Here is a 24,922-nt window from a genome sequence, read left to right as displayed (position 1 = left end):
GTCCGGCGCCCCCCCCCCGACCGTGGGGGGCCGGGCCCTGTGGAACGAGGGGGCCAAGCCCCCCCCCCGGTCGTGGGACGGGGTGGCAACTTTCTGAGGCCGCCCCGCGCGCGAATCGCCCGTGGGGCGCGCCCGGTCCGGGGCTCTCCCGGACCCTTCGCTCTCCCATCGAACGCTCGCGACGCCCAAGATTTTCCCGGGCGCTCGCCAGACTCACCCCATCACCAGGGAAACCGCCATGTTGGACGCCAATCTCTCCGCCCAGTTGAAGGCCTACCTCGAGAAGGTCACGCAGCCGATCGAGATCGTCGAGTCGCTCGACGGCGGCGCCAAGTCGGCCGAGCTGCACGAGCTGCTGGAAGAAATCACCGCGCTCTCGGACAAGATCACCCTGGTGCGCCGCGACGACGACGCACGCAAGCCCTCCTTCGCGATCAACCGCGTGGGGACGGACGTCGGCGTGCGCTTCGCCGGCATCCCGATGGGCCACGAATTTACCTCGCTCGTGCTCGCCCTGCTGCAGGTCGGTGGCCATCCGTCCAAGGCCACGCAGGACGTGATCGAGCAGGTCCGTAACCTCGATGGCGACTTTGCCTTCGAGACCTATTTCTCGCAGTCCTGCCAGAACTGCCCGGACGTGGTGCAGGCGCTCAACCTGATGAGCGTGCTGAACCCGAAGATCAAGCACGTCGCGATCGACGGCGCGCTGTTCCAGGACGAGGTGGACGCGCGCCAGGTGATGTCGGTGCCCACCGTCTACTTGAATGGCGAAGTGTTCGACCAGGGCCGCATGAGCCTGGAACAGATCGTCGCCAAGCTCGACACCGGCGCCGCCAAACGTGACGCCGAGAAGCTCAAGACGAAGGACGCCTTCGACGTGCTGATCGTCGGCGGCGGCCCGGCCGGCGCAGCGGCGGCCATCTATGCAGCTCGCAAGGGCATCCGCACCGGCGTCGCCGCCGAGCGCTTCGGTGGCCAGGTGCTGGACACCATGGGCATCGAGAACCTGATCGCGGTGCCGCACACCGAAGGCCCCAAGCTGGCCGCCGCGCTGGAGCAGAACGTGCGCGAGCACGAGGTCGACATCATGAACCTGCAGCGCGCCACCGGGCTGGTCCCGGCCAGCGAGGCCACCGGCGGGCTGGTGGAAGTGCAGCTGGAGAACGGTGCCTCGCTGAAGTCGAAGACGGTCATTCTTTCCACCGGCGCACGCTGGCGGCAGATGAACGTGCCCGGCGAGGATGAATACCGCAACAAGGGCGTGGCCTACTGCCCGCACTGCGACGGACCGCTGTTCAAGGGCAAGCGCGTGGCGGTGATCGGCGGCGGCAACTCCGGCGTGGAGGCAGCGATCGACCTGGCCGGTCTCGCCAGCCACGTCACCGTGCTCGAGTTCGACAGCCAGCTGCGCGCCGACGAGGTGCTGCAGCGCAAGCTGCGCAGCCTGCCTAACGTGGCGATCCTGCTCAACGCGCAGACGACCGAGGTGTTCGGCGACGGCCAGAAGGTCAATGGCCTGACCTACAAGGATCGCATCAGCGGCAACACGCACACGGTCGACCTGGAAGGCATCTTCGTGCAGATCGGCCTGCTGCCGAATACCGAGTGGCTGAAGGGCACGGTGAAACTGTCGGCGCGCGGCGAGATCGTCATCGACGACCGCGGCGAGACCTCGGTGCCGGGCGTGTACGCCGCCGGCGACGCCACCACGGTGCCGTACAAGCAGATCGTGATCGCGATGGGCGCCGGCTCCACCGCCGCGCTCAGCGCCTTCGACCACCTGATGCGCCTGCCGGTGACGCGACTGGAGCAGGTCGCCGAAGCGGTCTGACCCGGACGGTCGCGGGACGGCATCGAGACGGGGCGGGCAACCGCCCCGTTTTGCGTTGGTCGCCGTAGCCGGACGGGAGAAGCCCGGGGTACTTCATCGCCGGGCATCTGCCGAGTTTCGTGATGCGCTTGGCATTGAAGGGCATTCCCGACGGGTGCGCGGAAAGTCTGCCGAAAGCCTAGGCCAACCAAGATCGATTTCGCACTGCCAGATGCCATCGCTGCACCGAACATCGGCCGGCGTGGGCTTCGCGGCATCTGGAACACGTGCACATAAACGCCGTAGCGTCGCCCGCAAGGCAGCGGACGTTACTTGCCGGATATCACGTCAGCGAAAGGAATCGCCACGCCAGAGCCAACACCCACGGTTTTTGAGGCCAGACGCTGCATCTGCCAGCGGCTGCGCCGTGTGTCGAAGACAGGGGATCGCCGCATCTGCTCCCATGCGACGAGAGCACGTTACACCTCGGGGGCGCGATGTTTCATGACGTTCGATCCATAACCGTTTACTGCTAGGGAGAGTGCGTATGCGAGTTGCTATCCGTTTTGCAATGTTCACCGGGCTGGCCGCGATGACCTGCGCGTCAGCCGTTTCCGCAATGAGCTTGGCCGGTTTTGGCGACGTGCCGTTGAGCGCAGCCGAGATGCAGGCACGTGCCGCCTGGCGCGACAGCATGGCGCATATCGATACGCCGTCGGAAGGCTGCTTCAAGGCGAACTATCCGAGCATCCTCTGGCAGCAGGTGGCCTGCCGTGCGGTCACGCCGCGCGTGGCGCCGATCCCGCCGCGGTTTCACACCGCGCTGGCCCGCTACAACCTCGGTGCGGCGCAGACCACCGGCAACGGCAACGATTATGCGATCGAGACCGCCACCCTGATCAGCCAAACCGTCGGTACCTTCCCCTCCGTGACCGGCGTCACCTCCGAGCAGGGCGTAGGCGTGGCGGCGTTCGGCGGCGGTGGCATCCTCGGGCCGAACGAGTACACGCTGCAGATCAACTCCAACTTCGACGGCACCACGTCCGCGTGCAAGAGCCATTCCGGCTGTTCGGTCTGGCAGCAGTTCATCTATTCACCGGACTACGACGTGCAGGGCCAGGCCGCCGTATTCATGCAGTATTGGCTGATCGGCTACGGCGGCACCAGTTGCCCGAGCGGCTGGGGCAGCGACGGTGCCGGCGATTGCTACAAGAACAGCGCAGCGGCCACCGCGCCCGACGTGTCGATCACCCAGCTGGCCAACCTCAAGCTGACCGGCAAGGTGGTGTCCGGTGGCAACGATACGGTGACCTTCGCCAACGGTTCGACCGCATACAGCATCACCGGCAAGGACAGCGTGCTCTATTTGTCGCAGGTATGGGACCAGTCCGAGTTCAACGTGGTCGGCAACGCCGGCGGTTCCGAGGCACAGTTCAACAGCGGCTCCTCGGTGGCGGTAAAGGTCGCGGTCACCGACGGCTCCACGGCCACACCGGTCTGCGCATCGGGTGCGGGCACCACGGGCGAGACCAACAACCTCAACCTGGGCAGCTGCACCGCCTCGGGTGGCTCGAGCCCGTCGATCCAGTTCACCGAGTCCAACTGATCCACATCGCTCGCGACAGCGGGCGAGCGCAAAGGCCGGGACCCTCGTCCCGGCCTTTGCCGCTGAGCTTGCGGCGGCTCAGCCCAGGTCCGGCCCGCGGTCCAGCGCCTTGCGCACCTCGTCGAGCGAAGCCGGATCGTCCAGCGTGGACAGGTCGCCCGGATCGGTGTGTTGCACCAGTGCCTGCAGCGATCGTCGCAGCAGCTTGCCCGAGCGCGTCTTCGGCAAGGCATTCACTACGTAGATGCGCGCGGGCCGGGCGATGGAACCGAGCTGGTCGGTGACCGCCTGCTGCATGCCGCGCGCGGCGTCTTCGGCGGTGGCCGCGGCCCCCTGCTTGAGCGTGGCGAACACGACCGGCACCTGACCCTTGAGCTCGTCCTTCATGCCGATCACCGCGGCCTCGGCCACTGCGCTGCAGGTGGCGACGGACTCTTCGATCTCGCGCGTGCCCAGGCGATGCCCGGCGACGTTGATCACATCGTCGGTGCGGCCAAGGATGTTGGTATAGCCGTCCGCGTCGCGGATCGCCCAGTCCAGCGAGCTGTACAACAGCTCCTTGAAGTGGCTGAAGTAGCTGTTGACGTAGCGCTCGTCGTCACGCCACACCGTGGTCAGGCAACCCGGCGGCAACGGCGGTACGAACACCAGCACACCCTTCTCGCCCGCGGCGGCCTCCTCGCCGGTAGCCTCGTTGATCACCTTCATCTTGTAGCCCGGCGCCGGCAGGCCCGGGGAACCCCACTTCACCGGCTTCAGCTCCAGTCCTGGCATGAGGGTGATCGCCGGCCAGCCGGTTTCGGTCTGCCAGTAGTTGTCGATCACCGGCACGCCGAGGCCATCGGTGATCCAGTGCGCGGTTGGTTCATCCAGCGGCTCGCCAGCGAGAAACAGCCACTTGAGCGAGGAAAGGTCCGCGCTCTTCAGCCAGGACACGTCCTGCTTCTTCAGCAGGCGGATGCCGGTGGGCGAGGAGAACATGGTGCGCACGCGATACTTCTCGCACAGCCGCCACCAGATACCGGGATCGGGGTTGGTCGGCAGCCCTTCGTAAAGCAACGACGTCGCGCCGACGATCAGCGGGCCATACACGTTGTACGAGTGGCCCACCGCCCAACCGACGTCGGAGGTAGAGAACATCACCTGCCCTGGCCCGATGTCGAACACCAGCCGCGTAGACATCGCCATCGCCACCGCGTAGCCGCCCACGTCGCGCTGGATGCCCTTGGGCTTGCCGGTAGTGCCCGACGTGTAGAGCAGATAGCTGGGCTCGTTCGATTCGAGCCACGTCACCGGCACCTCGTCGTTCATGTGTTCGGCGCGCAGGCGGGCGTAGTCCAAGTCGCGGCCCTCCACCCGATGCATATCCGGATCCAGTCCTCGGCTGACGATCAGCACGTGCGGTGGCGGTGCCTTTGCCTCGGCCAGCGCCGCATCCACCAGCGGCTTGTATGGGATCACCTTGCCGCCGCGCATGCCGGCATCGGCGCAGATCAGCAGCTTAGGTTCGGCGTCGTCGATGCGCAGCGCCAGGTTGTGCGCGGCAAAGCCACCGAACACCACCGAGTGGATCGCACCGATGCGTGCGCACGCCAGCATCGCGTACACCGCCTCGGCCATGTTCGGCATGTAGATCACCACACGATCGCCGCGGCCCACGCCCAGCCCCTTGAGGATGCCGGCGAAGCGGTTCACCTCGCGATACAGCACGCGGTAGGTGATTTCCTCGGTGACGCCGGTCTCGGTGGAAATCGCCACCAGCGCCAGTTGCTCGCCGCGCTCGGCGAGATGGCGATCCACCGCGTTGTAGCAGAGGTTGGTGGTGCCGCCGACGAACCAGCGGCGGAACGGCAGCTTCGTGGCATCGAGAATCCGCTGCGGCGGCTCGTCCCAGTGGATCAGCCGCGCCTGCTCACCCCAGAACCGTTCCGGCTCCTCGATCGACTGCCGATAGAACGCGTCGTAGCCCATGCCTGCTCCCTCGCTCATGGCGATCGACGATATACCGCGCCTGCGGATCGGCCAGACCGACTTTGGTCGGACAATCGCGTCGGCCGCGCCTCCCGCCCCATCCAGAGCCCGCAATCTCCATCCTCTTCAACAACTTGCAAGGATTCAAATAGATCCGCACACCCCACCGACAAATTGCTGAATGCGTGCATCCCTTACACATCGGGGCTCGTACGCTCCAAGTGCAGGGGTGGTAAGCACATGGAGCGGTACGTTTCGCTCGATCTCGAGAACGCACGTTCAGGAGGCAGATCATGCGCAAGACGACGACGTCATCGTGGAAGACACGCTTTCTTATTGTCAGCTGTCTTTCTGCAGGGGCCCTGGCACTCGCCGGCTGCAGCGGTTCCGGCTCAGTCAGGTTGAACCATCCACCGGGAAGCTCGGTGCCGCCAGGCGGCGCGGGTGGAGGTGGTACGCCCGCCGGTGGTGGTAGTGACAACGGCGGAGGATCCGGAGGCACCGGGTCGGGCACCGGCTCAGGCGGAGGCTCCGGAGGATCGGGCGGAGGTTCCGGCGGATCCGGCGACGGTGGTGGTGGTGGTGGTGGTGGTGGCGGCGGTTCCGGCGATGGCGGCGCCTCATTGCCCCCACCCAGCGGGCTGACCGGAGCGGTGCTCACCGACGCCGGCAACATCGTGGCGACTGCAGGCGGAGCCGTGTCGGGTATCGGCGCGCAGATTCCCAACCAGGTATTGCTCGGTGGCAGCAATGGCGTCACCGACGGACTCGCGGGCGTAGTCACGAATGTCGGCAATGCGGTCACCGCCGCCGGCGATGGCGTCAGCAGCGGCCTGGGCCAGGTGGGCAACATCGACGACCCAGTCGGCACTACCCTGGGCAGCACCGGAACCGTGGTGACGTACACCGGCGACGCCGTGGACAGCCTGGGCCAGACGGTAGACAGCCTCGGCGCGTTCCAGGGGTCGCCGATCCAGCCGATCACCTCTGCCCTCGGCGGCGGCATCTCCATGCTCGGCAACGGGCTCAGCGATGGCGGCACCGCGCTCGACCAGATCATCGCGGCCGGATCGGTGCAATCGCTCACGCAATCGTTGAGCGGTGTCGTCACGCCCATCGCCGTGCTGGGGCAGTCCGGCGCCAGCGGCGGCTCGACCAACATCGTGGCGCTGGCCTCACGCTCCGCGGGCGGCCTGGTGGATGGCGGCTCGAACCTGGTGAGCGGGCTCGGTAGCGCGGTGGCTTCGCAGTCCCTGCCACTGGGCGGCAGCAGCACCACCCAGGCGCTGGGCGGCACGTTGCAGACGCTGGGCGGTTCGCTGGGCACGCTCGGCGCTGGCCTGAACAACGGCCTCGGCCAAACCGGCAGCATCGCCGATCCGGTCGGAGTGACCGCGACGGCGGCGGCCGGTACGGTCGGCGGGCTCGGCCAGACAGTCACCAGCGCTGGCGGAACGTTGGCCACGGTTGGCGACAACACGGCACTTGCACCGGTCACCGGCACCGTAGGCGGTGTCGTCGCCACCACCGGACAGGCCGTCACCGCGGTAGGCGGTGGCCTGGGTGATGCGATCGCCAGCGGCCCGCTGCAACCGGTCACCGGCACGCTCAGCCAGGTGGTGAATGGCGTGGCCGGTGCTGGCGGTGGTGGCGGCGGCGTACTGCAGCCAGTCACCGGCACCCTCGGCAACGCGGTCGGCGGCCTCACCGGCAGCGTGGGACTGTCCGGAACGCTCGGCCTCTCCGGAACGGTGCAGGGTGGCAGTTCGGCCTCGTCGCAGAGCTCCTCCGGCTCGGGCGGCCTGCTCGGCGGCCTGCTCGGCTCCAAGGGGGGCAGCGACTGACGATCCATGCAAGACCGGAACGGGGGCGGCAACGCCCCCGCTTCCATTGCGCCAACGGGCGCCCTCGCCGCCCGGACTCCCCATCCACGACACAAGGACACGTCATGAAGAGAGGAGCCTGCCTGCTGCTCGGCGCCACGCTCGTCGCCGGCGCCCAGGCACAGCAATCCCGCCCGTACGTGGGCAACCCCTTGCAGACCCTGCCGACACCGGTGCCGATGGCGCCGACGCCCTCGATTCGACTCAGCGTGCAACCGCAGCGCAACGCGCAGTTGCAGGCGCTACTGGCACGGACCCTGGTTCCCACCCGCTTCGAGATCGCCGGCGCACACGCCTTGCCGGTGAGCGAGATGGCGAAATTGTTCCAGCCGCTCGCCGGACATGCCGTGCGAGTAGCCGACCTGATTGCCGCCGCCGACAAGGTCAGGGCGCTCTACGAGTCCCATGGCTACGCGCTCTCGTTCGCCTACATCCCGGCCCAGACCTTCACAGGCGGCGTGGTGCGCGTGGTGGTGGTGGAAGGCTATGTGGCGCAGGTGCAGATCAACGGCGACGCCGGCTCGCTGGAGCCGAAGATCCGCGCCATCACCGCGCACATCCAGGGTGAGCGCCCGCTGCGCACCGCGACGTTCCAGCGCTACGTGCAGTTGCTGGGTCGGCTGCCCGGCACTCATATCGATGTCAACGTTCCAGCCCCCACCACTACCGACGGCGCCACCCGACTGGAACTCAACCTCACGCGTACCCGCTTCAACCTGGCCAGCAGCGTCGACTTCAATCACCCTGGCGTGCAGGGCTTGCTGAGCGCCACCTTGAACGGCCTCTCCCCGCTGGGCGAGAAGCTCACGCTGTCCACCCTCTTTCCGCGCGGTCGCGGCTCGCAGCGTTACGACGCCGGTTCGCTGGCGGTTCCGGTGGGTTCGGACGGGCTGCAGCTAAGCCTTGATGGCTCGCGCTACGACGGCCGGCCGGATGATTCGTTCCAGTCGCTCCCCGAACTGAGCCGGCGTCTGACCCAGCACCGCCTGCAACTGGCCGCGAGCTACCCGCTGCAGCTCTCCGCCGAACACGTCCAGGAAATCGGCGGCGGCACCTATCGCGCCGACGTCATCGACCGCTACCGCAACATCGTCACCAACGCGCAGCTCAGCCTGGACAGTCGGGTCCGCGTGCTCTTCGCCACCTTCGACGACCAGCGCACGAGCACCCGCCGCAGCCGCAAGCTCAGCTTCGCCATCACCAAGGGACTGGATCGTTGGGGCGCGGAGTCGGTCGCGCGCAGCAGCCTCAGCGATGTCCCGCTGGCGTACCCCGGCGATGTCGCCTTCACCCGCTACAACGCCAGCCTCGAGCAGGCCGATCAATGGACCGCGCGCTTCGGCACGCGCTTGAGCGTGGCCGGGCAGTACAGCGCCGACACCCTGCCAAGCACCGAGCGGATCACCTTCGGCGGGGCGCGCTACGCGCTGGCCTACGATCCGGGCGAGGCCGCCGGCGACAGCGGCTGGGGACTGTCGCTGGAGCTCAACCGCAACTGGTCGGTGGGAAAGCGTTACCTGAAAACGCTGACCCCGTACGTCGTTGCGCAGGTGGCCCGGGTCTACGTCCATCAGGGCCATCTGCCGATCGACCGCCTGGGCTCGGCCGGCGTGGGTTTGCGCATGTCCGACGATCGCCACTACGCGGTCGATCTCACCGTGGCACAACCGTTCGGCGACCGTCCGCTCGAGGCAAGCCGTCGGCGCCCGCGCATCAATCTCGGGCTTTCCTACCAGTTCCGCTAGCTCAGGGCGCAACGGCAACGCCGGTGCGCCGCTCGTGGCCAAAGGGCTTGACCCTCACGTAACGTGAGCCCTTAGCGTGCGGTCCACGCGAGGCGAACGGAGTGACGACGATGCAACTGACGGTGGGCGAACTGGCAAAGCGTAGCGGGCTGACCGTGCGCACCCTGCACCACTACGACGCGATCGGCCTGCTCAGTCCGTCCTCGCGTTCCGGTGCCGGCTATCGGCTCTACGGGCAGGCGGACATCGAGCGCCTGCACCGCATCCAGGCCCTGCGTCAGCTGGGCCTGCCGCTGGCCGACATTGGACTTGCCCTGTCCGGGCCACAGCCACCGCTGGCCGAACTGGTGGATCGCCAGATCGCCCAGCTCGACCGCGACCTGGCCGATGCCGCCCGCCTGCGGGAGCGGCTGGTGCATCTGCGCAGCCAACTCGTGGCCGGACAGCCCCCCGACCTGGCCGACTGGCTGGACACGCTGGAGCAGATGACGATGTACGAAAAATATTTCACTCCCGAGGAACTCAAGACCCTGCCGCTGCACACCGACCCGGGCCTCTTGCCGGCCTGGAGCGCGCTGGTGACTGCCGTGCAGTCGGCGATGGATCGCGGCGCCACGCCGGATGACGCCGACGCGCAGCAACTCGCCCTGCAGTGGATGGAGATGGTCGGCCGCGGCACCGGCAACAACCCGGCCTTTCTGCTGCGCCTGCGCACGATGACCGAAGACGAGCCGGGCATGCGCGAACGCAGCGGCATCACGCCGACGCTGGAGCGGTTCGTGGAGGAATCCATGGTGAGCGCGCGGCTGGCGATCTTCGCGCGCTACCTCGACGAGCGCGAAATGCAGCGGATGCGCCAGCACTACGGCAAGCAGATGTACACCTGGCCCGAGCTCATCGCCGAACTGCGCACCGCACTCGCCGACGGCGTGCCCGCGCACGATCCGGCCGTGCAGACCTTGGCGCAGCGCTGGATGGCGATGTTCCGCGAGTACGCCGGCGACGATCCGGCCACCCACGCGAAGATCCGCGAGGCCTATGCGCGCGAGCCGGACCTGCGCAGCGGCAGTGCGGTCGACGACGCCTTGCTCGCCTACGTGCGCGAAGCCGCGACGAGCGCGATCCCCCGCCCGCACTGACGGCCAGCCCGGCGCGCAGCCCCGGCTGTCGCGCCGCGCCCTTATCCGCCCTGCAACTCGGCCAGCTGCTGGCGCAGCGAGGCCACCTCGGCCGTCAGCTCCGCCACACGCCGACGCAACTGCTGCAGTTCACCCTCCGTGCCAGCAGCCGCATCCGGGTCAGCCGCCGGAATCTCCTTCGGCTTGCGCCGCGATTCGCGTACGCGCTTGGCGGCCTCCTTCAGTTCCCTGTCGCCGCCGCTGGCCGCCGCGCGCTGCTCGTCCTCCGGCAGGCTGGCCACGGCTGCGGCGGCATTGATCGAGATCGTTCCGGCCTTCACCGCCTCCACCACCTCGGGCGCAGCCTGCTTGCGGATCTTCTCGATCAACCCGACCTGCGTGTTGCTCAGCCGCGCAGCCTTCGCCAACGCCTCGCGACTGGGTGGTGCCTCCACCGGCGCCTCCGGCGCGCTGGCTGCCGGTTCGATCGCCGGCGCCGCATCTTCCGTGGCCGCTTCCGCGTCTTCCGGAATCGGCGGCAGCGGCGGCAACTTCACCCGCGCCTGTGCGCGACGCGCAGCGAGGATGTCGCGCTTGCGCAGCGCCAACTCGCCACGCTGGAACACCGACAGGCTGCGCCGCCCCAGATGCTGGTCGATCATCCACAGGTGCACGTCGTCCATCGACTGGAAATGCGGATGCTGCACGGTCTGGAACGGCTGGCCGTGCTTGCGGCAGATGGCGTAGCGGTGATGCCCGTCGACCAGGATCTCGCCCCACAGCACCAGCGCGTCACGACAACCCTCGGCGAGAATGCTGCGCTCCAGCGCCTCGTATTCTTCCGGCGTCATCGGCTCGATGTAGGCCTTGAGTTCTTCGTTGACGACGATGTTCATGCGGCGCGTACCCAACCAAGCAAAGCGGCCGCGCATTTTAGGGATTGGAGGCGCATAGCGCTGCCTTGTATTTCGACGCGCTGCGTGTTTCGAACAAAGGCGATGCGAAGCGAGCCGTCTCCAGATCCCTTCGGGAGTCGAGCGGGTCGGGACGATCAGGCCCGCAGGGGAACGGGCAGGACGCCCGTTCCTTTTCGTCAGGGCAGGAGCCCTGTCGAAAAGCCCGGCCCGACCCGCGTGCCTGGAGCGCCGCAGGCGCGGAAGGACGACGGACGCAGGGTGGCCTTCTTTTGGCTACTTTTCTTGGCCAGACAAGAAAAGTCGCTCGGCGGCCGAAGGACGTCGAAACCGCTCTTGAGCCCGGATCAAAGCAAAGACGCTGGATGACCGGCATTCGCCGTTGAAGAGCGCCTCCAGCCTTCGCTGGGATGACGGTGAGGTCATGTCGCGCATGCAAGCTACGACCGAACAAAAAGAAAGGGCGGCCGAAGCCGCCCTTCCCTCAAGCCGAACCGAAGCGGCTTACTTCTTCGCGAACAGGTGCTCGACGCCGGCGCGCTCCTCGCGGAGCTCCTTGTCGGTGGCATCCATGCGGGCACGCGAGAAATCGTTGATTTCCAGGCCCTGCACGATCGCGTACTTGCCGTTCTTGATGGTCACCGGGTAGCCGTAGATGACGCCCGGGGCGATGCCGTAGGAACCGTCCGACGGGATGCCCATCGAGACCCAGTCGCCCTCGGCGGTGCCCAGCGCCCACGAGCGCATGTGGTCGATCGCGGCCGAGGCGGCCGAGGCGGCCGACGAGGCGCCGCGCGCCTTGATGATCGCCGCGCCGCGCTGCTGCACGGTGGGGATGAAGTCGCTCTCATACCAGGACTGATCGACCAGGCTCAGCGCGGCCTTGCCGTCCACGGTGGCGTGGTGCAGGTCCGGGTACTGGGTGGAGCTGTGGTTGCCCCAGATGGTCATCTTCTTGATGTCGGTGGAGTGCTTGCCGGTCTTCTCGGCGAGCTGGCTCAGCGCTCGGTTGTGGTCCAGGCGGACCATCGCGGTGAAGCAGTTCGGATCCAGGTCCGGCGCGTTCTGCTGGGCGATCAGGGCGTTGGTGTTGGCCGGGTTGCCGACCACCAGTACCTTCACGTCGCGCTTGGCGTGGTCGTTCAGCGCCCTGCCCTGCGGGCCGAAGATGGCGCCGTTGGCCTCCAGCAGATCCTTGCGCTCCATGCCCGGACCGCGCGGACGCGCGCCGACCAGCAGCGCGTAGTCGACGTCCTTGAAGGCGACGTTGACGTCATCGGTAGCCACGGTGCCGGCCAGCAGCGGGAAAGCGCAGTCATTGAGTTCCATCACCACGCCCTGCAGCGTCGGCAGCGCCGGGGTGATCTCCAGCATGTGCAGGATCACCGGCTGGTCCGGACCCAGCATGTCGCCCGCGGCGATGCGGAACAGCAGGGCGTAACCGATCTGGCCGGCGGCGCCGGTGACGGCAACTCGAACGGGGGCTTTCATGGGGTTGGCTCCTTGGTGGGAAGGTGAGGCGTTTGTAGGAGCGGCTTCAGCCGCTCCTACAGGGGGGTCATGTGAGTTCGGCGAAGAATTGGGTGATGCGATCCAGGCCCGGCTGCAATTGGGCCGTGGGACAGGTGTAGGAGATGCGCATGGCGCGCGGCTCGCCGAACGCCGAGCCCGGCACGCAGGCCACGCCCTTGGCTTCCAGCAGCGCGGCGCAGAAGCTCACGTCGTCGGTGATGGCCAGCTCGCCGTGGCGCTTGCCGAACGCGCAGGAAATGTCCGGGAACGCGTAGAACGCGCCCTGCGGCCGCGGGCAGACCACGCCGGGGATGGCGTTCAGCGCGGCCATCACGGTGTCGCGCTTGGCTGCGAACTCGGCGCACTTGGCCTGCGGTACGTCCTGCGGCCCGCTGAGCGCGGCCACCGCGGCGGCGGTGATCACTTCCGGCAGGCTGGTGATGTGGTTGGAGTTGAGCGTGGTGACCGCCTTGGCCACCACCTCGGGACCGGCGATGAAGCCGACGCGCCAGCCCGGCATGCCGTAGGTCTTGGACAGCGAGTCGACGAACACCAGCCGGTCCTTCAGCTCCGGCTTCGCGTGCACGAAGTTGTGATAGCCGATGCCGTCGAACACCATCGAGTTGTAGATGTCGTCAGTGATGATCCAGGTGTCCGGATACTTCACCAGCACCTCGGCGAGCGCGGCGATTTCCTCGCGCGTGTAGACCATGCCGGTGGGGTTGGACGGATTGTTGAACAGGAATACCTTCGGCTTGCGCTTCAGCGCCTCTTCCAGCTGCGCGGGAATGAGCTTGTAGTTCTGCTCCGGGCCGCAGTGCAGGATGTTGATCTTGGCGCCGACAATGTCCGCGATGTCGCGGTAGGTGGTCCAGAACGGCGCGGCGAAGCAGATCTCGTCGCCCTCGTCGAGCATCGCCTCGGCCAGGTTGTACAGCACCTGCTTGGCGCCGATGCCGATGGAGAGGTTCATGCGGCCGTAGCCGGTCAGGCCCAGCGCCTCAATGTGCTTGAGGAACGCATCGAGCAGCGCCTCGGCGCCGCGGTTGCTGCCGTACTGGCCGGAATCGTGGCTCAGCGACTCGCGGGCCGCGGCGTACACGTGCTCGCCGGGCAGGAAGTTCGGCACGCCGATGGAGAAGCTGATGACGTCGCGGCCAGCGACCTTGAGCTGCTTGGCTTTTTCGGCGATCAGCATGATCGCGCTGGGCTTGGCGCGGCCGACGCGCTGGGCGAGCTGGGGCATGGTGTCCTCGAGGGGATTTCCGGTCAGCAAACCGGCGAAGTTTACCACGCGGCCGCTGGCCGCCGCGGACTTGCGCGTACCGGCCGCCGATGGAGCAAGATGCGCCGGTGCCGCGGCGCGCGGCATCGCGAGGCGCCGGATCGCCTGCGCTCCCGGCCGGAGGCCATCGTCCCGACACGGAGATTTCGCACATGCATTGGCTTTGGGTGTTCCTGGTGGGCCTGATCGTCGGCCTGATCGCCAAGCTCCTCACCCCGGGCCGCGACCCGGGCGGTTTCATCATCACCGCGCTGATCGGCATCGCCGGTTCGGTCCTGGCCACGTGGGCCGGACAGAACCTGCTGCACATCTATGGACCGGGCGAGTCCGCCGGACTGATCGCCTCGGTGATCGGCGCCGTGGTGCTGCTGGTGCTCTACCACGCGGTGTTCAAGAACAAGTCGTCCTGATCGCGGAACACCCCGAGGCCCGGAGCGGTGCGCCGGGCCTCCTCCGGCTCAGCCGAAGAGTTTTCCGGCCAGGCCGGACAGTGCAGAGAGATCGACCCTGCCACCGCCGTCCGCTGGCACCTGCCCGTCGGGCGTGAGGTGGTCCACCGCGTGCGGCAGCACCTGCGACAGCTGGCCCAGCAGCTGGCCCTGGTCCATGCCCAGCTTGCTCGCCATCTCCTGCAGTACACCGCCGAGCCCACCCCCGCCGAGCGCTTGACCGAGCTGCCCCGGCGACACCGGCTGGTTGGCGCCGGTGCCGACCCAGGACTGCACGACGTCGCCCAGCCCGTGCTGCTGCAGCAGGGCCACCAGGCCCTGCACGCCGCCAGCGCGCTGGATCAGCTCCGCTGCCGTTCCCAGCAGGGAACCCCCGCCCTGCCCGCCGCTACCCAACAGATCGCCCAGCAATGACATGGCCTGCTCCCTGGATCGGCGCGCCACCGCGCCTCGCCGGCCGAGCATAGGCCGATCCAGCCAGCCCAACTACCGCGTTGCGGACCGGCCCAAACGACAGCGGCCGCCCGAAGGCGGCCGCTGTCGCAACGCATGACGGCGCAGATCAGCTGCGCGCGTCGAGGATCGCGTTCCACTCCTTTACACGCTCGGCCTGCGCGGCTAGCAGCGCGTCGACGTCGCCTTCCACGGTGACCTTCTCGATGGTGTCGCCCTGACGAATTGCGTCGACCACTTTCTGGTCGTCAGCGCCCACCACTTCGCCGAACACGCTGTGCTTGCCGTCCAGCCACGGCGTGGCGCCGTGGGTGATGAAGAACTGGCTGCCGTTGGTGCGCGGACCGGCGTTAGCCATCGACAGCACGCCCGGCTTGTCGTGGCGCAGCGACGGGTTGAACTCGTCTTCGAACTTGTACCCCGGGCCACCGGTGCCGGTGCCCTGCGGGCAGCCGCCCTGGATCATGAAGTCGCTGATCACGCGGTGGAACGACAGGCCGTCGTAGTAGCCACGCTTGGCCAGGTTGACGAAGCTCGCCACCGTCACCGGGGTCTTGTCGTCGTGCAGGCGCAGGTGGATCGGGCCGCGGTTGGTCTGGAACGTAACGTTGATGGTCATCGCAAATCCTTGGGCTCGTGACGCGCTGCCGTGGCGGCCACGGCGGCAAAGGGCCGGCAAGGATAACGCAGCCGCCCGGCCCCGGGCGTGACCCCACCGCCGGCCGTTCAGGGCAGACCGAGCATCTCGGCGCGCAGCGCGGATCCGCCGCGCGGCTGCGCCGCCGGCGTCGGCAGTTCGCTCGGCCACGGCGCGCCCTCGAACAGGTGCGACCACAATCGATCCAGCGCGGTGTAGCCGTAGGGCATCAGCGGCACGTGCGCGGCGCCGAAGGCAGGCACGGTGAGGAAGGCGTCGAAGTGCTGCGCGTACGGTACACGCCAGTACAGCGGCGCACGGCCCTCACTGCGCAGCCAGGCCACGTAGGGCTCGGAGGTGAATGCCGTGGGCAGCAGGCCATCGCTGGCGCCGTGCAGCACCCAGAGCGGCAGGTCGGCGCGCGGCAGCCGGATAGCGGTGGCCGCCACGCTGGCCCGCACGGCCTGTGCCATAGCGGAGTCGCCGGTCCACAGCTGGCGCAGGCAATCGAGGCTGGCGAGCGTGGGATCGTCGCTGCGATCCATGCCGCCGCGCAGCGCGATGCCGTTGCCCGGCGGAATGCCCGAGCCGTCCGCCCACCACGCCGCGCGCGTGGCCGCATCGGCCGGCGCCGGCTGGTTGTCCTTGTCGATCGTCACGTAGCGGAAGCCGCACGGCATCTCGGTGGCGCCGGTGCGCGCGTAGGAGGAGGCGTAGCCGGCCGCGATCACCCGCCACAGGTCGAACGCGGTGGTGCTGGCCGCGGTGGCGATCGCCTCGTCGGTCCAGCCGTGTGCACGCAGTTGCTCGTAGGCGGCTTCACCCTGCGCTGCCAGCGTGCTGCCAGCGAGTCGGCCCTGCGCATGCAGGGTCTTGCAGCGCTGCACGGCGGCCGGGGGCACCGAGCCATCCGGCGCGCGCGCGAACGGCGCCTTGGCGAAGCGCGACGTGGTCAGCGCGCACGGCAACCAGACTGCCGCCTCGGTGGCGTAATCGAACATCGGCCGGCCATGGCCGGGCACGTATACGTTGGGCTCCAGCGCGATCACGCCGGCGAACAGATGCCCGTCATCCAGGCCCGCCGCCTGCAGCACCGCGCCGCCACCGTTGGACAGGCCGGTGGCGATGATCTTCGTGTTCTGCGCGGTGAACGGCGCCTGCGCGGGAAACGCGCGATCGAGCATGGCTAGGCCGAACTGCGCGGCTTGGATCACGTCGCGACCCCAGTCGGCCTCCGGGTTGTCGCCCGAGTGCATCTGCTTCACCGCGATGCCAGCATCGGCGGCGGCGGGCGTGGGCTCGAACTCCAGCATGGCCTCGCCGCGCTTGGCACGCGTGCCGTCCAGTTGCACGCCGCTGTCGTCGGCATAGTCGAAATAGCCCGCGCCGGTGCCCTTGTCGGTGTAGGCCACCGCGCAGCCCTTGGGCAGGCCCCATGCGCCGGCCAGCGAGATCGCCCCATACACCCCGCGCGAGCCGGACGAAGGCGCCACCACCAGGCAGCGATGCGCGGCGTCGAACGCATCGGGCACCTGCAGCAGCACGCGATGCGGCTGGCTGGCGCCGGGCACGCGCGCGAACGCCTGGAATTCGCGGCCGCGCACGGTCGGCACCGCACCGTAGACGGTGCCGTAGCCGCCCAGCGGACCGAGATCGGCGATGCCTTTCCAGCTGGTCTGGATCGCCCGTCGACGCAGTTCGGCCGCCGTGGGATGCGCCGGATCAACGAACGGTGACGGCGCGCCGGCCAGGCCGGCCAGCCCGAGACCGGCACTGAGCAGATCGTCGTGATCGCGATGCTCGGTGACGCGGACGTCGCTGACCAGAAATTCGGGATGGGACATCGCCACCTCCGCTCGGGATGGATGGTTGCTGCACGCCGGCAAAGCCAGCGCCAGCAGCGGCAGGACGCAGAGGGTGCGCAGGTTCATCCACGCACGATAGCAAGCGCATGCCGCACGGCCATCGTACGAAAGTCCATGCCCCCGGGCATGCCGCCCACGCACCCGCTCGACGTCCTCGCCGCCGCCGGTTAAGTTCGCCCGATGCCCCGCCTGCTGATCGCCGACGACCACCCGCTGTTCCGCGCCGCCCTGCGCCAGGCGGCCGCCGCCAGCGTGGAGGATTGCACCGTGCTGGAGGCGGCCGATCTGCACACCGCGCTGGAACGCCTGCGCGTGGACGCCGACATCGACCTGGTACTGCTCGACCTGCACATGCCCGGCAGCCAGGGCCTGTCCGGGCTGGCGGCGCTGCGCGGCCAGCATCCGGGCGTGGCGGTGCTGGTGGTATCCGCGCACGACGAGCCGCGGGTGATCCGGCGCGTGCTCGACCACGGCGCGGCCGGATTCATTCCCAAGAGCGCCAGCCCCACAGAAATTGGCGAAGCGATTCGCGCCGTACTCGACTGTCGCCGCTGGCTGCCGCCCGCGCTCGATGCCGCGGTGGCCTCCCTGCCCGCCGACCCGGCCGACACCGATCTGGCCGGCCGCCTGGCCCGCCTAACCGAACAGCAATACCGCGTGCTCGCCCTGCTCGCCGACGGCCTGCTCAACAAACAGATCGCCGACCGCCTGGCGATCCAGGAGCGCACGGTGAAGGCGCACGTCACCGCCATCTTCGAAAAGCTCGGCGTGCGCAACCGCACCCAGGCCAGCGGCGTGCTGAAGGCGCTGGAACTGGGCGAGCCTGCGCGGGTCGTTTGATTCCCCGACGCCACTTTTCCCACCCAAGGAGACTTCCATGACCGACGCCGCCCGCGCCGACACCGCCCTGCTACTGATGGATCTGCAACCGGGCATCCTCGCCAACTATCAGGACGCCGAGTACCTGCCGCGCATCGCCGGCGCGCTGGCCGCCGCACGCGCTGCCGCGCTGCCGGTAATCTGGGTACGCGTGGCCTTCCGCAACGGCTATCCGGAAGTGGCCCGCGACAACCCTGTATTCGCGGGCATCAGTAGTTCCGGCCGCCTCACCGAGACCGGCGCGGACACGCAGATCCATCCCGACCTCGACGTACAACCGCAAGACGTGCTGATCACCAAACGCCGCTTCAGCGCCTTTGCCGGCAGCGATCTGGATGTGGTGCTGCGTGCCGCGGGTGTGCGGCATCTGGTGCTGGCCGGCGTGTCGACCAGCGGCGTGGTGCTGTCGACCGTGCGCCTGGCCGCCGACCTCGACTACCGCCTCACCGTACTCACCGACGGCTGCCTGGACGGCGACGCGGAAGTGCACCGCGTGCTTACCGAGAAAGTATTCCCACGCCAGGCGACGGTGCGCTCCGTCGAGGACTGGGTCGCGAGCCTCGCCGGCTGAGCGACGAAGGGCGCAGATGCCGGACCGCACCGGCATCTCGCCTGCGCCTGTAAGCAGATATTGCTGCCGCTCAGACAACACACACTCGCTCACACTTACGACCGAACGGACACACCTCGGCGCGATCCCGCTGCCTACGATCTGGCTTCCCCTTCCACGGAGAATCCAGCATGCAAGCACGCACCTCCCGCCTCGTCGCTACGCTCACCATCGCCTTCGCGCTGTCCACGCTGGCCCTGAGTGCCTGTGCCGGCAGCGATGCACGGGCGCAGAAGATCGCGCAGAAGGCCAAGGATCGCTTCGCCGCGGCCGACACCAACCACGACGGTCAGCTCAGCCAGGACGAAGCGAACCAGGGCATGCCGCGCCTGGCTGAGCACTTCGCCGAGATCGACACCGACAGCAACGGCCAGCTCTCCACCGCCGAGATCGTGGCCTACATCCAGCAGCGTCGCGGCTCGCGCTGAGGTCGTTGCCATGCGTTCCGCCCTGGTGGCCCATGCGGTGCTCACGGATGAGCCCGCTCCCCCACCCAACCGTTCCATGCCCGCCAACACGGTGATTCCGGTGCTGCTTTACCCCGACCTGCGCGCGGCGGTGGCCTGGCTGGGCGCGGCGTTCGGCTTCGACGAGCGTCTGCGCGTTGGCGACCATCGCGCCCAGCTGTGCTTCGGCAGCGCCTGCATCGTGGTGGCGCAGAGCGACCCGCCCTATCCGCTCGGCGTCAACAGCACGCACGCCACGATGGTGCGCGTCGCCAACCTGGCCACGCATTACCGCCGCGCGGCGGCAGCCGGCGCGCGCATCGCCAGCGCGCCGACCGACTACGCCTTCGGCGAGCGCCAGTACACGGCCGTCGATCTCGGCGGCCATGTATGGACCTTTTCGCAGACCATCGCCGACTGCGAGCCGGCGGCATGGGGCGGCGAGCTGATCGACGCGGCAGCGGGTGCGCCATGACGAGCCACGTCGTGCGTGCCAGCGGCCGGCTGCTGCTGGCTGTGGCGATACTGCTCGGCTTGTCCGGCTGCGTGGCGTTGCTGGTCCGCGGCGGCAAGCGCCTGTACCAGGCAGCGACCAAGACGGCGTCCAGCGCGCTGGCGGTCACCGCGGGATCGACGTCGCCCCCCGCTGCGGTGCGCGCTGCGCTCGAACAGGCGGTGCGTTCGGGTGCGCCCGGCGTGACGGCGATCGCCATGCACGGCGGCCAGCGGCTGTTTCGCCTCGACCTTGGCAAGATCGCGCCCGATGCCGAACTGCCGGTGGCGTCCGCCTCAAAGTGGATGACCGCGGCGCTGGTGATGAGCGTGGTCGACGAGGGGCGCCTCGCGCTGGACGCGCCGATCTCGCGCTATCTGCCGGATTTCACCGGCGAGGCGGGCCGCATCACCTTGCGCGAACTGCTGGCGCAGACGGCTGGCACCGGCAGCCTGCGCGACGGCGTGGACATCCGCCAGGACCCGCGCATGACGCTCGCCGAGTCGGCCGCCGAGGTCGCCCATCGCCCGCTGCAGGATCCGCCCGGCACCGTGTTCCGCTACGGCGGACCGGGCTTCCAGGTGGCCGGTGCGGCGGTGGAAGCCGTCACCGGTAGACGCTGGGCCGATTTGTTCGACGAACGCATCGCGCGTCCGCTGGGCATGCATCACACCCGCTGGGAACACCTGCCCGCGCACGGCGTATCGCCCCAGCAGACGCGCAATCCGCTGCTGCAGGGCGGCGTGGTGACCACGGCGGACGACTACATGCGCTTCCTCACCATGCTGGCGCAGCACGGCCGCTACGGTGATCGGCAGATTCTCTCCGCGCAGGCGGTCGACGCGATGGAAAAGGTGCAGACGCTGGGCAAGCCAATGGCCTACCGCCCGCCGGGCGCGCGCGACCGGGCGACGCAATATGCGCTGGGCAACTGGTGCGAGCGCTGGACCGCCGTAGGCGACTGCACCCTGGTCTCCAGCCCGGGCGCCTTCGGCACCTTCCCGTGGATCGACCGCACCAGCGGCACCTACGGCATCTTCTTCGTCGACAGCCGCCTGCCCAAGGTGGCGGCGTACTTCTACCAGGCGCGCAGCGCGATCCTCGCGCAGACGCCGTGATGCATTCGACGCTCAACCGGCGGCGACGGCGCCCTTGGCCACCCGCTGCAATACCTGGCGCAGCGCCAGCGGCTTGAGCGGCTTGTAGAGCAGGCCCACGCCGCGATCGAGCAGGCGCTGGCGCAGCTCGCCATCGCGGTCGGCGGTGACGATCACCGCGGCCACCGGGCCGTGGCGGGCCTGCAGCTGGTCGAGCACCTCGAGCCCGGTGCGACCACCGTCGAGGTGGAAATCCAGCAGGTGGATGTCCGCCGGCCATGGCGCGGCCAGCGCCTGCTCCAGGTTGCGCGCGGCATGCACTTCCCAGCCCCAGCCGACCAGCAGGTGGCTGAGTGCCGCCAGCGCCGCCGGCTCGTTGTCGACGACCACGGCGCGGCCGGCCGGCAGCGATTGCGGTGCGGGGACGAGCTGCGGCAACGCCCGGCTCGGCGCGGCGATCGGTACGTCCAGGTGAAACACGCTGCCGCGCCCCGGCGTGGAGCGCAGGCCCAGCGGGTGATCCAGCAGCGCGGCCATGCGCTGGGCGATCGACAGGCCCAGGCCCAGCCCCTGCCCGCCCGCCGCGCTGCCGCGGCGGAACTCCTGGAAGATCAGCTGCTGCTCCTCGCGCGCGATGCCCGGCCCGGTGTCCCACACCTCCACCCGCAGCGCGTCGCCGCGGCGGCGCACGCCCAGCAGCACGCGGCCGCACTCGGCGTAGCGCAGCGCGTTGGAAAGAAAGTTCTGCAGCACCCGGCGCAGCAGTTGCGGGTCGGTGCGCACCCACGCGCTCGTGGCGACCACGTCGAAGCGCACACCACGGTCGCGCGCAATGGCGCGGAACTCGGCGGCGAGCGGATCGAGCACCTCGGCCAGCGCCACCTCGCGCGGCTGCGGATGCAGCCGGCCACCCTCCAGCCGCGCGATGTCGAGCAGGCCGGCGAGCAGGCCCTCGGTAGCCGACAACGCGCCGTTGAGATGCTGCGCAGTGGCCGCATCGGCGCCGCGCTCGGTGAGCGCATGGGCGAACAGCTGCGCGGCGTGCAGCGGCTGCATCAGGTCGTGGCTCACCGCGGCAAGGAAACGGCTCTTCGCCTCGTTGGCGCGCTGCGCCTCGCTGGAAGCGGCGGCGAGCGCGCGGGTGCGCTCTTCCACGCGCTGCTCCAGCGTCTCGTTGATGCGCTTGAGCGCGGCCTCGGCCTGGCGGAACGCGGTGACGTCGGTGAACGTAGCCACGAAGCCGCCGCCGGGCATCGGGTTGCCACGGATCTCCACCACCGTGCCGTCGGGAAAGCGCCGCTCGGAAAGATGCTGCGTGCCCGCGTGCATATGCTGCAGCCGGCGATGCACGCGCGCCTCACGCGTGTCCTCGTCGAACACCTCGCCGACGATACCCAGCGTCACCGCGTAGCGCGTGAGGTCGGCTACCGGGCGACCTACCTGCAACAGCTCCGGCGGGTAGTCGAACAGGCTGGCGTAGCGGCTGTTCCACGCCACCAGCCGCAGCTCGGCATCCACCACACAGATGCCCTGGCTCATGTTCTCCAGCGCCGCCTCCAGCACGCGCTGGTTGAAGCGCAGATCCTGCGCCGCCTCGCCGACGATCGCCGCGACAGTGTCCAGATCACCGCGCCCCTGGCGATGCACCACTTCCAGCAGCAATCGCGCGGAGGCCGCGCCGATCACCGCCGCCAGCTCGTGCTCCACCTCGGCCATGCGCGTGGCGCCGGCCAGCCCGTGGGCCGGGGCCTGAGCAAACAGATGCTCGACGCGCTCCGGCGGCAGGAAGCGCACCGCCAGCGCGCGCAGCTCCGCCACCCCCACGTCGCCCAGGCCGGCGGCGCCCGTCGCCTGGCCGTAGCGCGTGCCGGCCAGCCAGGCGATCACCGCCACGTTCACCGCCAGGCTGAGCACCACCGCGCGACCCAGCCGGCTCCAGTCGCCCAGCCCGAGCAGGCGGTCCGGCGCCAGCCAGTCCTGCCCCAGCGGGCCGGCCAGCAGCCAGGCCGGCGCCTCCGGCAGCACCACCGGCAGCAGGATGTAGAACCACACCAGCGTGCCCGCGGCGAGTCCGGCCGCCACCGCGCGCGGCCCCAGCTGCGGCTTGTACATCGCCACCAGCAGCGCTGGCGCGAGCCCGGCCAGCGCTGAGAAAGAGATCGCGCCGATGTCGGCCAGCGCGTCGTTGCGCGCCAGCACGCGGCTGTAGCCCCAGGCCAGCAGGATCACGATGAGGATCGCCACGCGCCGCTGGCTGATCACCTCGCCGCGCAGGTCGCCGCGCTCGTCGCGACCCCAGCCCGCGCGCACGCGCAGCGGCGCGATGAAGTGGTTCACCACCATCAGGCTCAGCGCCAGCGTGGCGACCACCACCATGCTGGTCGCCGCGCTCAGGCCACCGAGGAAGGCGACCAGCGCCAGGCCATGACGCTCCTGCGCCATCGGCAGCGCCAGCACGTACAGATCCTGCGGCACGCCGCTCGGCCCCAGCCAGGCGTCGCCGAGCCGCGCCAGCGGCAGGATCGGCAGGGAAATCAGCAGCATGTACAGCGGAAACAGCCAGCGCGCGGTGCGCACGTGGCGCTCGTCGCGGCACTCCACCACGCCGGCGTGGAACTGGTGCGGCAAGGTGAACATCGCCAGCGCACCGAGCAGGATCAGCGCCGGAAAGCCGCGACTGTCATGTGGCACCGGCAGCGGCGGCGGCAGGTGCGCCGGCAAAGGCGTGAACAACAACGAGCCCAGCGCCAGCATCGCGCCCAGCTTGAACAGCGACTCGAACGCCATCGCCAGCACCAGCCCGCGATTGTGCGCGGTGGACGAGGCGCGCCGCGTACCGAACAGCATCGCGAACAGCGCCATCAGCAGCGCCACGTAGAGCGCCGAGTCCTGCCACGGCTCGGATTCGGCAAGCTGCCCGCGGTTGAGCATGGCGTAACTCATCGCCACCGCCTTCAGCTGCAGCGCGATGTACGGCACGATGCCGATGATGATCACCGCGGTCACCAGCGCCGCCAGCCCCGCGTGGCGCCCCAGCCGCACCGAGACGAGATCCGCGATGGAACCGGCGTTGTACTCGCGCGCCAACTGCACCAGCCGGCGCAGCACCGTCACCGCCAGCAGGTACATGAGAATCGCGCCGACAAACGTCGGCGGCAGCCACCAGCCGGAGCGGCTGGCCTGGGTCACCGTGCCGTAGAAGGTCCACGAGGTGCAGTGGATCGCCAGCGACAGTGCATAGACGATCGCCCAGCGCTTCTCGAACAACTGCGGCCGCCGCTCACCCAGCAGCGCCACGCCGAACAGCAGGCCAAGCCAGAGCAGCGCGGCGGCGGCGATCAGGGGCGTGCTCAGCATGGCTTGTGTACTTGGGGGAGCGACTTCAGTCGCGATGCCGTTGCCGCTTCGTTGCGGTCCAGAGCAAAGAACTTTCGTCCTCCTTCGGAGGGCGAGTCACTTTCTCTTGCGTGGTCACGCGCCCGCTTGGAGCGGGCGCGAACGGCGGAGCCGGCCCGAAGGGCGTAGGGCAAGACGCCCGGAGTAAGAGAAAGTAACCAAAGAGAAGGCCACCCCGCTTGGCGCTTTCCGGGCTCCTGCCCGGCAAGTGCGTGAGCCGGGGCCGGGCTTTTCGAACGGGCCTCCTGCCCGTGCGAAAAGGAACCGTCATCCCTGTCGGTTCCCGCTGCGCGGCCTATCGTCCCCGTCTCACCACCGCGCAGGGGCCCCGGGCCCGCACTTTCCAGAAAAACCAGATCAACAGCCAGATCTACAGCGGAGCAACAGCAGCCCGGCACTTCGCTCTGGCTGCTATTGCTTCCGCTTCCGAGCTCTAGCGGGGCAGGACGGCCCGCTGCTCTGCCCGGGGCCCCTCTGAAGCGGCGGGCGGGTGGAGGAAAGCCCGCAGGGTGGCCGGCAAGGATGCCGGCCAGTTTGGCGTCAGCACAGGATGTGCTGTCGACAAACCCCGTAACCCGGCCGCGAACCTTGCGGGCAGGATGCCCGCAAGGCGCGTAAGCGGGGTGCCCCTCTCTTTGGTTACTTTCTCTCGGGCAAGCGAGAGAAAGTGACTCGCCCTCCGAAGGAGGACGAAAGCTCGTCGCTCTGAAGCCTGTAACTCCGAATGGAGCGAGAGCGTCGCGCACAGGGTGC

Annotated in this window: 19 protein-coding genes; 11 read left to right on the top strand and 8 right to left on the bottom strand. The window is 68.8% G+C overall.

What is annotated here, in order from left to right; translation table 11 throughout:
- Positions 1 to 238: 238 nt before the first annotated feature.
- Both ahpF and ACTHJF_RS00590 read left to right on the top strand, forming a co-directional pair.
- Complete coding sequence (ahpF, locus tag ACTHJF_RS00595) at positions 239 to 1,831, top strand: alkyl hydroperoxide reductase subunit F (RefSeq protein WP_440265343.1); 1,593 nt, start codon at positions 239 to 241, stop codon at positions 1,829 to 1,831.
- Between the two features lie 526 nt (positions 1,832 to 2,357).
- Complete coding sequence (locus ACTHJF_RS00590; RefSeq protein ID WP_440265342.1) at positions 2,358 to 3,416, top strand: hypothetical protein; 1,059 nt, start codon at positions 2,358 to 2,360, stop codon at positions 3,414 to 3,416.
- Positions 3,417 to 3,494: 78 nt separating this feature from the next.
- Here the strand turns inward: ACTHJF_RS00590 and prpE are convergent, their stop codons facing one another.
- A complete protein-coding gene (gene prpE / locus ACTHJF_RS00585) occupies positions 3,495 to 5,387 on the bottom strand; it encodes a propionate--CoA ligase (protein WP_440265345.1) in 1,893 nt (630 codons plus the stop codon).
- A gap of 623 nt (positions 5,388 to 6,010) precedes the next feature.
- On the opposite strand from prpE, the gene ACTHJF_RS00580 reads away from it, so the two are divergent.
- The 3 genes from ACTHJF_RS00580 (at position 6,011) to ACTHJF_RS00570 (ending at position 10,154) form a co-directional block, all read left to right on the top strand.
- The gene (locus ACTHJF_RS00580) at positions 6,011 to 7,231 is read left to right on the top strand and encodes a collagen-like triple helix repeat-containing protein (RefSeq protein WP_440265341.1); all 1,221 of its coding nucleotides are present in this window, start codon (positions 6,011 to 6,013) and stop codon (positions 7,229 to 7,231) included.
- A 104-nt stretch (positions 7,232 to 7,335) separates the two neighbouring features.
- Positions 7,336 to 9,015, top strand: coding sequence for a ShlB/FhaC/HecB family hemolysin secretion/activation protein (locus tag ACTHJF_RS00575; RefSeq protein WP_440265340.1), 1,680 nt, complete (start codon positions 7,336 to 7,338; stop codon positions 9,013 to 9,015).
- 110 nt (positions 9,016 to 9,125) lie between these two features.
- Positions 9,126 to 10,154 carry a MerR family transcriptional regulator gene (locus ACTHJF_RS00570; protein WP_440265339.1) on the top strand — a complete coding sequence of 343 codons (1,029 nt, stop codon included), beginning with the start codon at positions 9,126 to 9,128 and terminating at the stop codon, positions 10,152 to 10,154.
- 41 nt (positions 10,155 to 10,195) lie between these two features.
- Here ACTHJF_RS00570 and ACTHJF_RS00565 read toward each other — a convergent pair whose 3' ends face one another.
- The 3 genes from ACTHJF_RS00565 to ACTHJF_RS00555 all read right to left on the bottom strand — a co-directional run bounded on the left by ACTHJF_RS00565 (position 10,196) and on the right by ACTHJF_RS00555 (position 13,805).
- Positions 10,196 to 11,029, bottom strand: coding sequence for a plasmid replication/partition related protein (locus tag ACTHJF_RS00565; protein ID WP_440265338.1), 834 nt, complete (start codon positions 11,027 to 11,029; stop codon positions 10,196 to 10,198).
- 522 nt (positions 11,030 to 11,551) lie between these two features.
- A complete protein-coding gene (locus tag ACTHJF_RS00560) occupies positions 11,552 to 12,538 on the bottom strand; it encodes a malate dehydrogenase (RefSeq protein WP_440265337.1) in 987 nt (328 codons plus the stop codon).
- 67 nt (positions 12,539 to 12,605) lie between these two features.
- Entirely contained in the window at positions 12,606 to 13,805 is a 1,200-nt protein-coding gene (locus tag ACTHJF_RS00555; protein ID WP_440265336.1) for an aminotransferase class I/II-fold pyridoxal phosphate-dependent enzyme, read from the bottom strand.
- A 191-nt stretch (positions 13,806 to 13,996) separates the two neighbouring features.
- On the opposite strand from ACTHJF_RS00555, the gene ACTHJF_RS00550 reads away from it, so the two are divergent.
- Positions 13,997 to 14,254: a GlsB/YeaQ/YmgE family stress response membrane protein gene (locus tag ACTHJF_RS00550; RefSeq protein WP_431633802.1), complete on the top strand. Its 258-nt coding sequence runs from the start codon at positions 13,997 to 13,999 to the stop codon at positions 14,252 to 14,254.
- Between the two features lie 48 nt (positions 14,255 to 14,302).
- Here the strand turns inward: ACTHJF_RS00550 and ACTHJF_RS00545 are convergent, their stop codons facing one another.
- The 3 genes from ACTHJF_RS00545 to ACTHJF_RS00535 all read right to left on the bottom strand — a co-directional run bounded on the left by ACTHJF_RS00545 (position 14,303) and on the right by ACTHJF_RS00535 (position 17,314).
- Positions 14,303 to 14,710, bottom strand: coding sequence for a YidB family protein (locus tag ACTHJF_RS00545; protein WP_440265335.1), 408 nt, complete (start codon positions 14,708 to 14,710; stop codon positions 14,303 to 14,305).
- A 145-nt stretch (positions 14,711 to 14,855) separates the two neighbouring features.
- A complete protein-coding gene (locus ACTHJF_RS00540; RefSeq protein WP_440265334.1) occupies positions 14,856 to 15,365 on the bottom strand; it encodes a peptidylprolyl isomerase in 510 nt (169 codons plus the stop codon).
- Between the two features lie 107 nt (positions 15,366 to 15,472).
- On the bottom strand, positions 15,473 to 17,314 hold the full coding sequence (locus tag ACTHJF_RS00535; RefSeq protein WP_440265333.1) for a 3-hydroxybutyrate oligomer hydrolase family protein: 1,842 nt from the start codon (positions 17,312 to 17,314) through the stop codon (positions 15,473 to 15,475).
- Between the two features lie 114 nt (positions 17,315 to 17,428).
- Here ACTHJF_RS00535 and ACTHJF_RS00530 point away from each other — a divergent pair, with 114 nt between their 5' ends.
- The 5 genes from ACTHJF_RS00530 to ACTHJF_RS00510 all read left to right on the top strand — a co-directional run bounded on the left by ACTHJF_RS00530 (position 17,429) and on the right by ACTHJF_RS00510 (position 20,794).
- Positions 17,429 to 18,088, top strand: coding sequence for a response regulator (locus ACTHJF_RS00530; RefSeq protein ID WP_440265332.1), 660 nt, complete (start codon positions 17,429 to 17,431; stop codon positions 18,086 to 18,088).
- 37 nt (positions 18,089 to 18,125) lie between these two features.
- Positions 18,126 to 18,698, top strand: a complete 573-nt coding sequence (locus tag ACTHJF_RS00525) for a cysteine hydrolase family protein (RefSeq protein WP_440265331.1) — start codon at positions 18,126 to 18,128, stop codon at positions 18,696 to 18,698.
- 170 nt (positions 18,699 to 18,868) lie between these two features.
- Positions 18,869 to 19,165 carry a hypothetical protein gene (locus tag ACTHJF_RS00520; RefSeq protein WP_440258490.1) on the top strand — a complete coding sequence of 99 codons (297 nt, stop codon included), beginning with the start codon at positions 18,869 to 18,871 and terminating at the stop codon, positions 19,163 to 19,165.
- Between the two features lie 10 nt (positions 19,166 to 19,175).
- A complete protein-coding gene (locus ACTHJF_RS00515; RefSeq protein WP_440265330.1) occupies positions 19,176 to 19,658 on the top strand; it encodes a VOC family protein in 483 nt (160 codons plus the stop codon).
- Positions 19,655 to 20,794 (top strand): serine hydrolase domain-containing protein, encoded by a 1,140-nt coding sequence (locus ACTHJF_RS00510; protein ID WP_440265329.1) that lies wholly within the window; start codon positions 19,655 to 19,657, stop codon positions 20,792 to 20,794. The genes ACTHJF_RS00515 and ACTHJF_RS00510 overlap by 4 nt, the downstream gene beginning before the upstream one ends.
- A gap of 12 nt (positions 20,795 to 20,806) precedes the next feature.
- Here ACTHJF_RS00510 and ACTHJF_RS00505 read toward each other — a convergent pair whose 3' ends face one another.
- A complete protein-coding gene (locus tag ACTHJF_RS00505) occupies positions 20,807 to 24,130 on the bottom strand; it encodes a PAS-domain containing protein (RefSeq protein WP_440265328.1) in 3,324 nt (1,107 codons plus the stop codon).
- Positions 24,131 to 24,922: the final 792 nt, after the last annotated feature.

Origin of the sequence: Dyella sp., assembly GCF_051962475.1 — a bacterium.
Taxonomy (GTDB): Bacteria; Pseudomonadota; Gammaproteobacteria; order Xanthomonadales; family Rhodanobacteraceae; genus Dyella_A.
This window is presented reverse-complemented; position numbering and strand designations above follow the sequence as displayed.

Coding starts and splice junctions, on each gene's coding strand:
- ahpF (WP_440265343.1), top strand. CDS start 239: ATGTTGGACGCCAATCTCTCCGCCCAGTTGAAGGCCTACCTCGAGAAG.
- ACTHJF_RS00590 (WP_440265342.1), top strand. CDS start 2,358: ATGCGAGTTGCTATCCGTTTTGCAATGTTCACCGGGCTGGCCGCGATG.
- prpE (WP_440265345.1), bottom strand. CDS start 5,387: ATGGGCTACGACGCGTTCTATCGGCAGTCGATCGAGGAGCCGGAACGG.
- ACTHJF_RS00575 (WP_440265340.1), top strand. CDS start 7,336: ATGAAGAGAGGAGCCTGCCTGCTGCTCGGCGCCACGCTCGTCGCCGGC.
- ACTHJF_RS00570 (WP_440265339.1), top strand. CDS start 9,126: ATGCAACTGACGGTGGGCGAACTGGCAAAGCGTAGCGGGCTGACCGTG.
- ACTHJF_RS00565 (WP_440265338.1), bottom strand. CDS start 11,029: ATGAACATCGTCGTCAACGAAGAACTCAAGGCCTACATCGAGCCGATG.
- ACTHJF_RS00560 (WP_440265337.1), bottom strand. CDS start 12,538: ATGAAAGCCCCCGTTCGAGTTGCCGTCACCGGCGCCGCCGGCCAGATC.
- ACTHJF_RS00555 (WP_440265336.1), bottom strand. CDS start 13,805: ATGCCCCAGCTCGCCCAGCGCGTCGGCCGCGCCAAGCCCAGCGCGATC.
- ACTHJF_RS00550 (WP_431633802.1), top strand. CDS start 13,997: ATGCATTGGCTTTGGGTGTTCCTGGTGGGCCTGATCGTCGGCCTGATC.
- ACTHJF_RS00545 (WP_440265335.1), bottom strand. CDS start 14,710: ATGTCATTGCTGGGCGATCTGTTGGGTAGCGGCGGGCAGGGCGGGGGT.
- ACTHJF_RS00540 (WP_440265334.1), bottom strand. CDS start 15,365: ATGACCATCAACGTTACGTTCCAGACCAACCGCGGCCCGATCCACCTG.
- ACTHJF_RS00535 (WP_440265333.1), bottom strand. CDS start 17,314: ATGAACCTGCGCACCCTCTGCGTCCTGCCGCTGCTGGCGCTGGCTTTG.
- ACTHJF_RS00530 (WP_440265332.1), top strand. CDS start 17,429: ATGCCCCGCCTGCTGATCGCCGACGACCACCCGCTGTTCCGCGCCGCC.
- ACTHJF_RS00525 (WP_440265331.1), top strand. CDS start 18,126: ATGACCGACGCCGCCCGCGCCGACACCGCCCTGCTACTGATGGATCTG.
- ACTHJF_RS00520 (WP_440258490.1), top strand. CDS start 18,869: ATGCAAGCACGCACCTCCCGCCTCGTCGCTACGCTCACCATCGCCTTC.
- ACTHJF_RS00515 (WP_440265330.1), top strand. CDS start 19,176: ATGCGTTCCGCCCTGGTGGCCCATGCGGTGCTCACGGATGAGCCCGCT.
- ACTHJF_RS00510 (WP_440265329.1), top strand. CDS start 19,655: ATGACGAGCCACGTCGTGCGTGCCAGCGGCCGGCTGCTGCTGGCTGTG.
- ACTHJF_RS00505 (WP_440265328.1), bottom strand. CDS start 24,130: ATGCTGAGCACGCCCCTGATCGCCGCCGCCGCGCTGCTCTGGCTTGGC.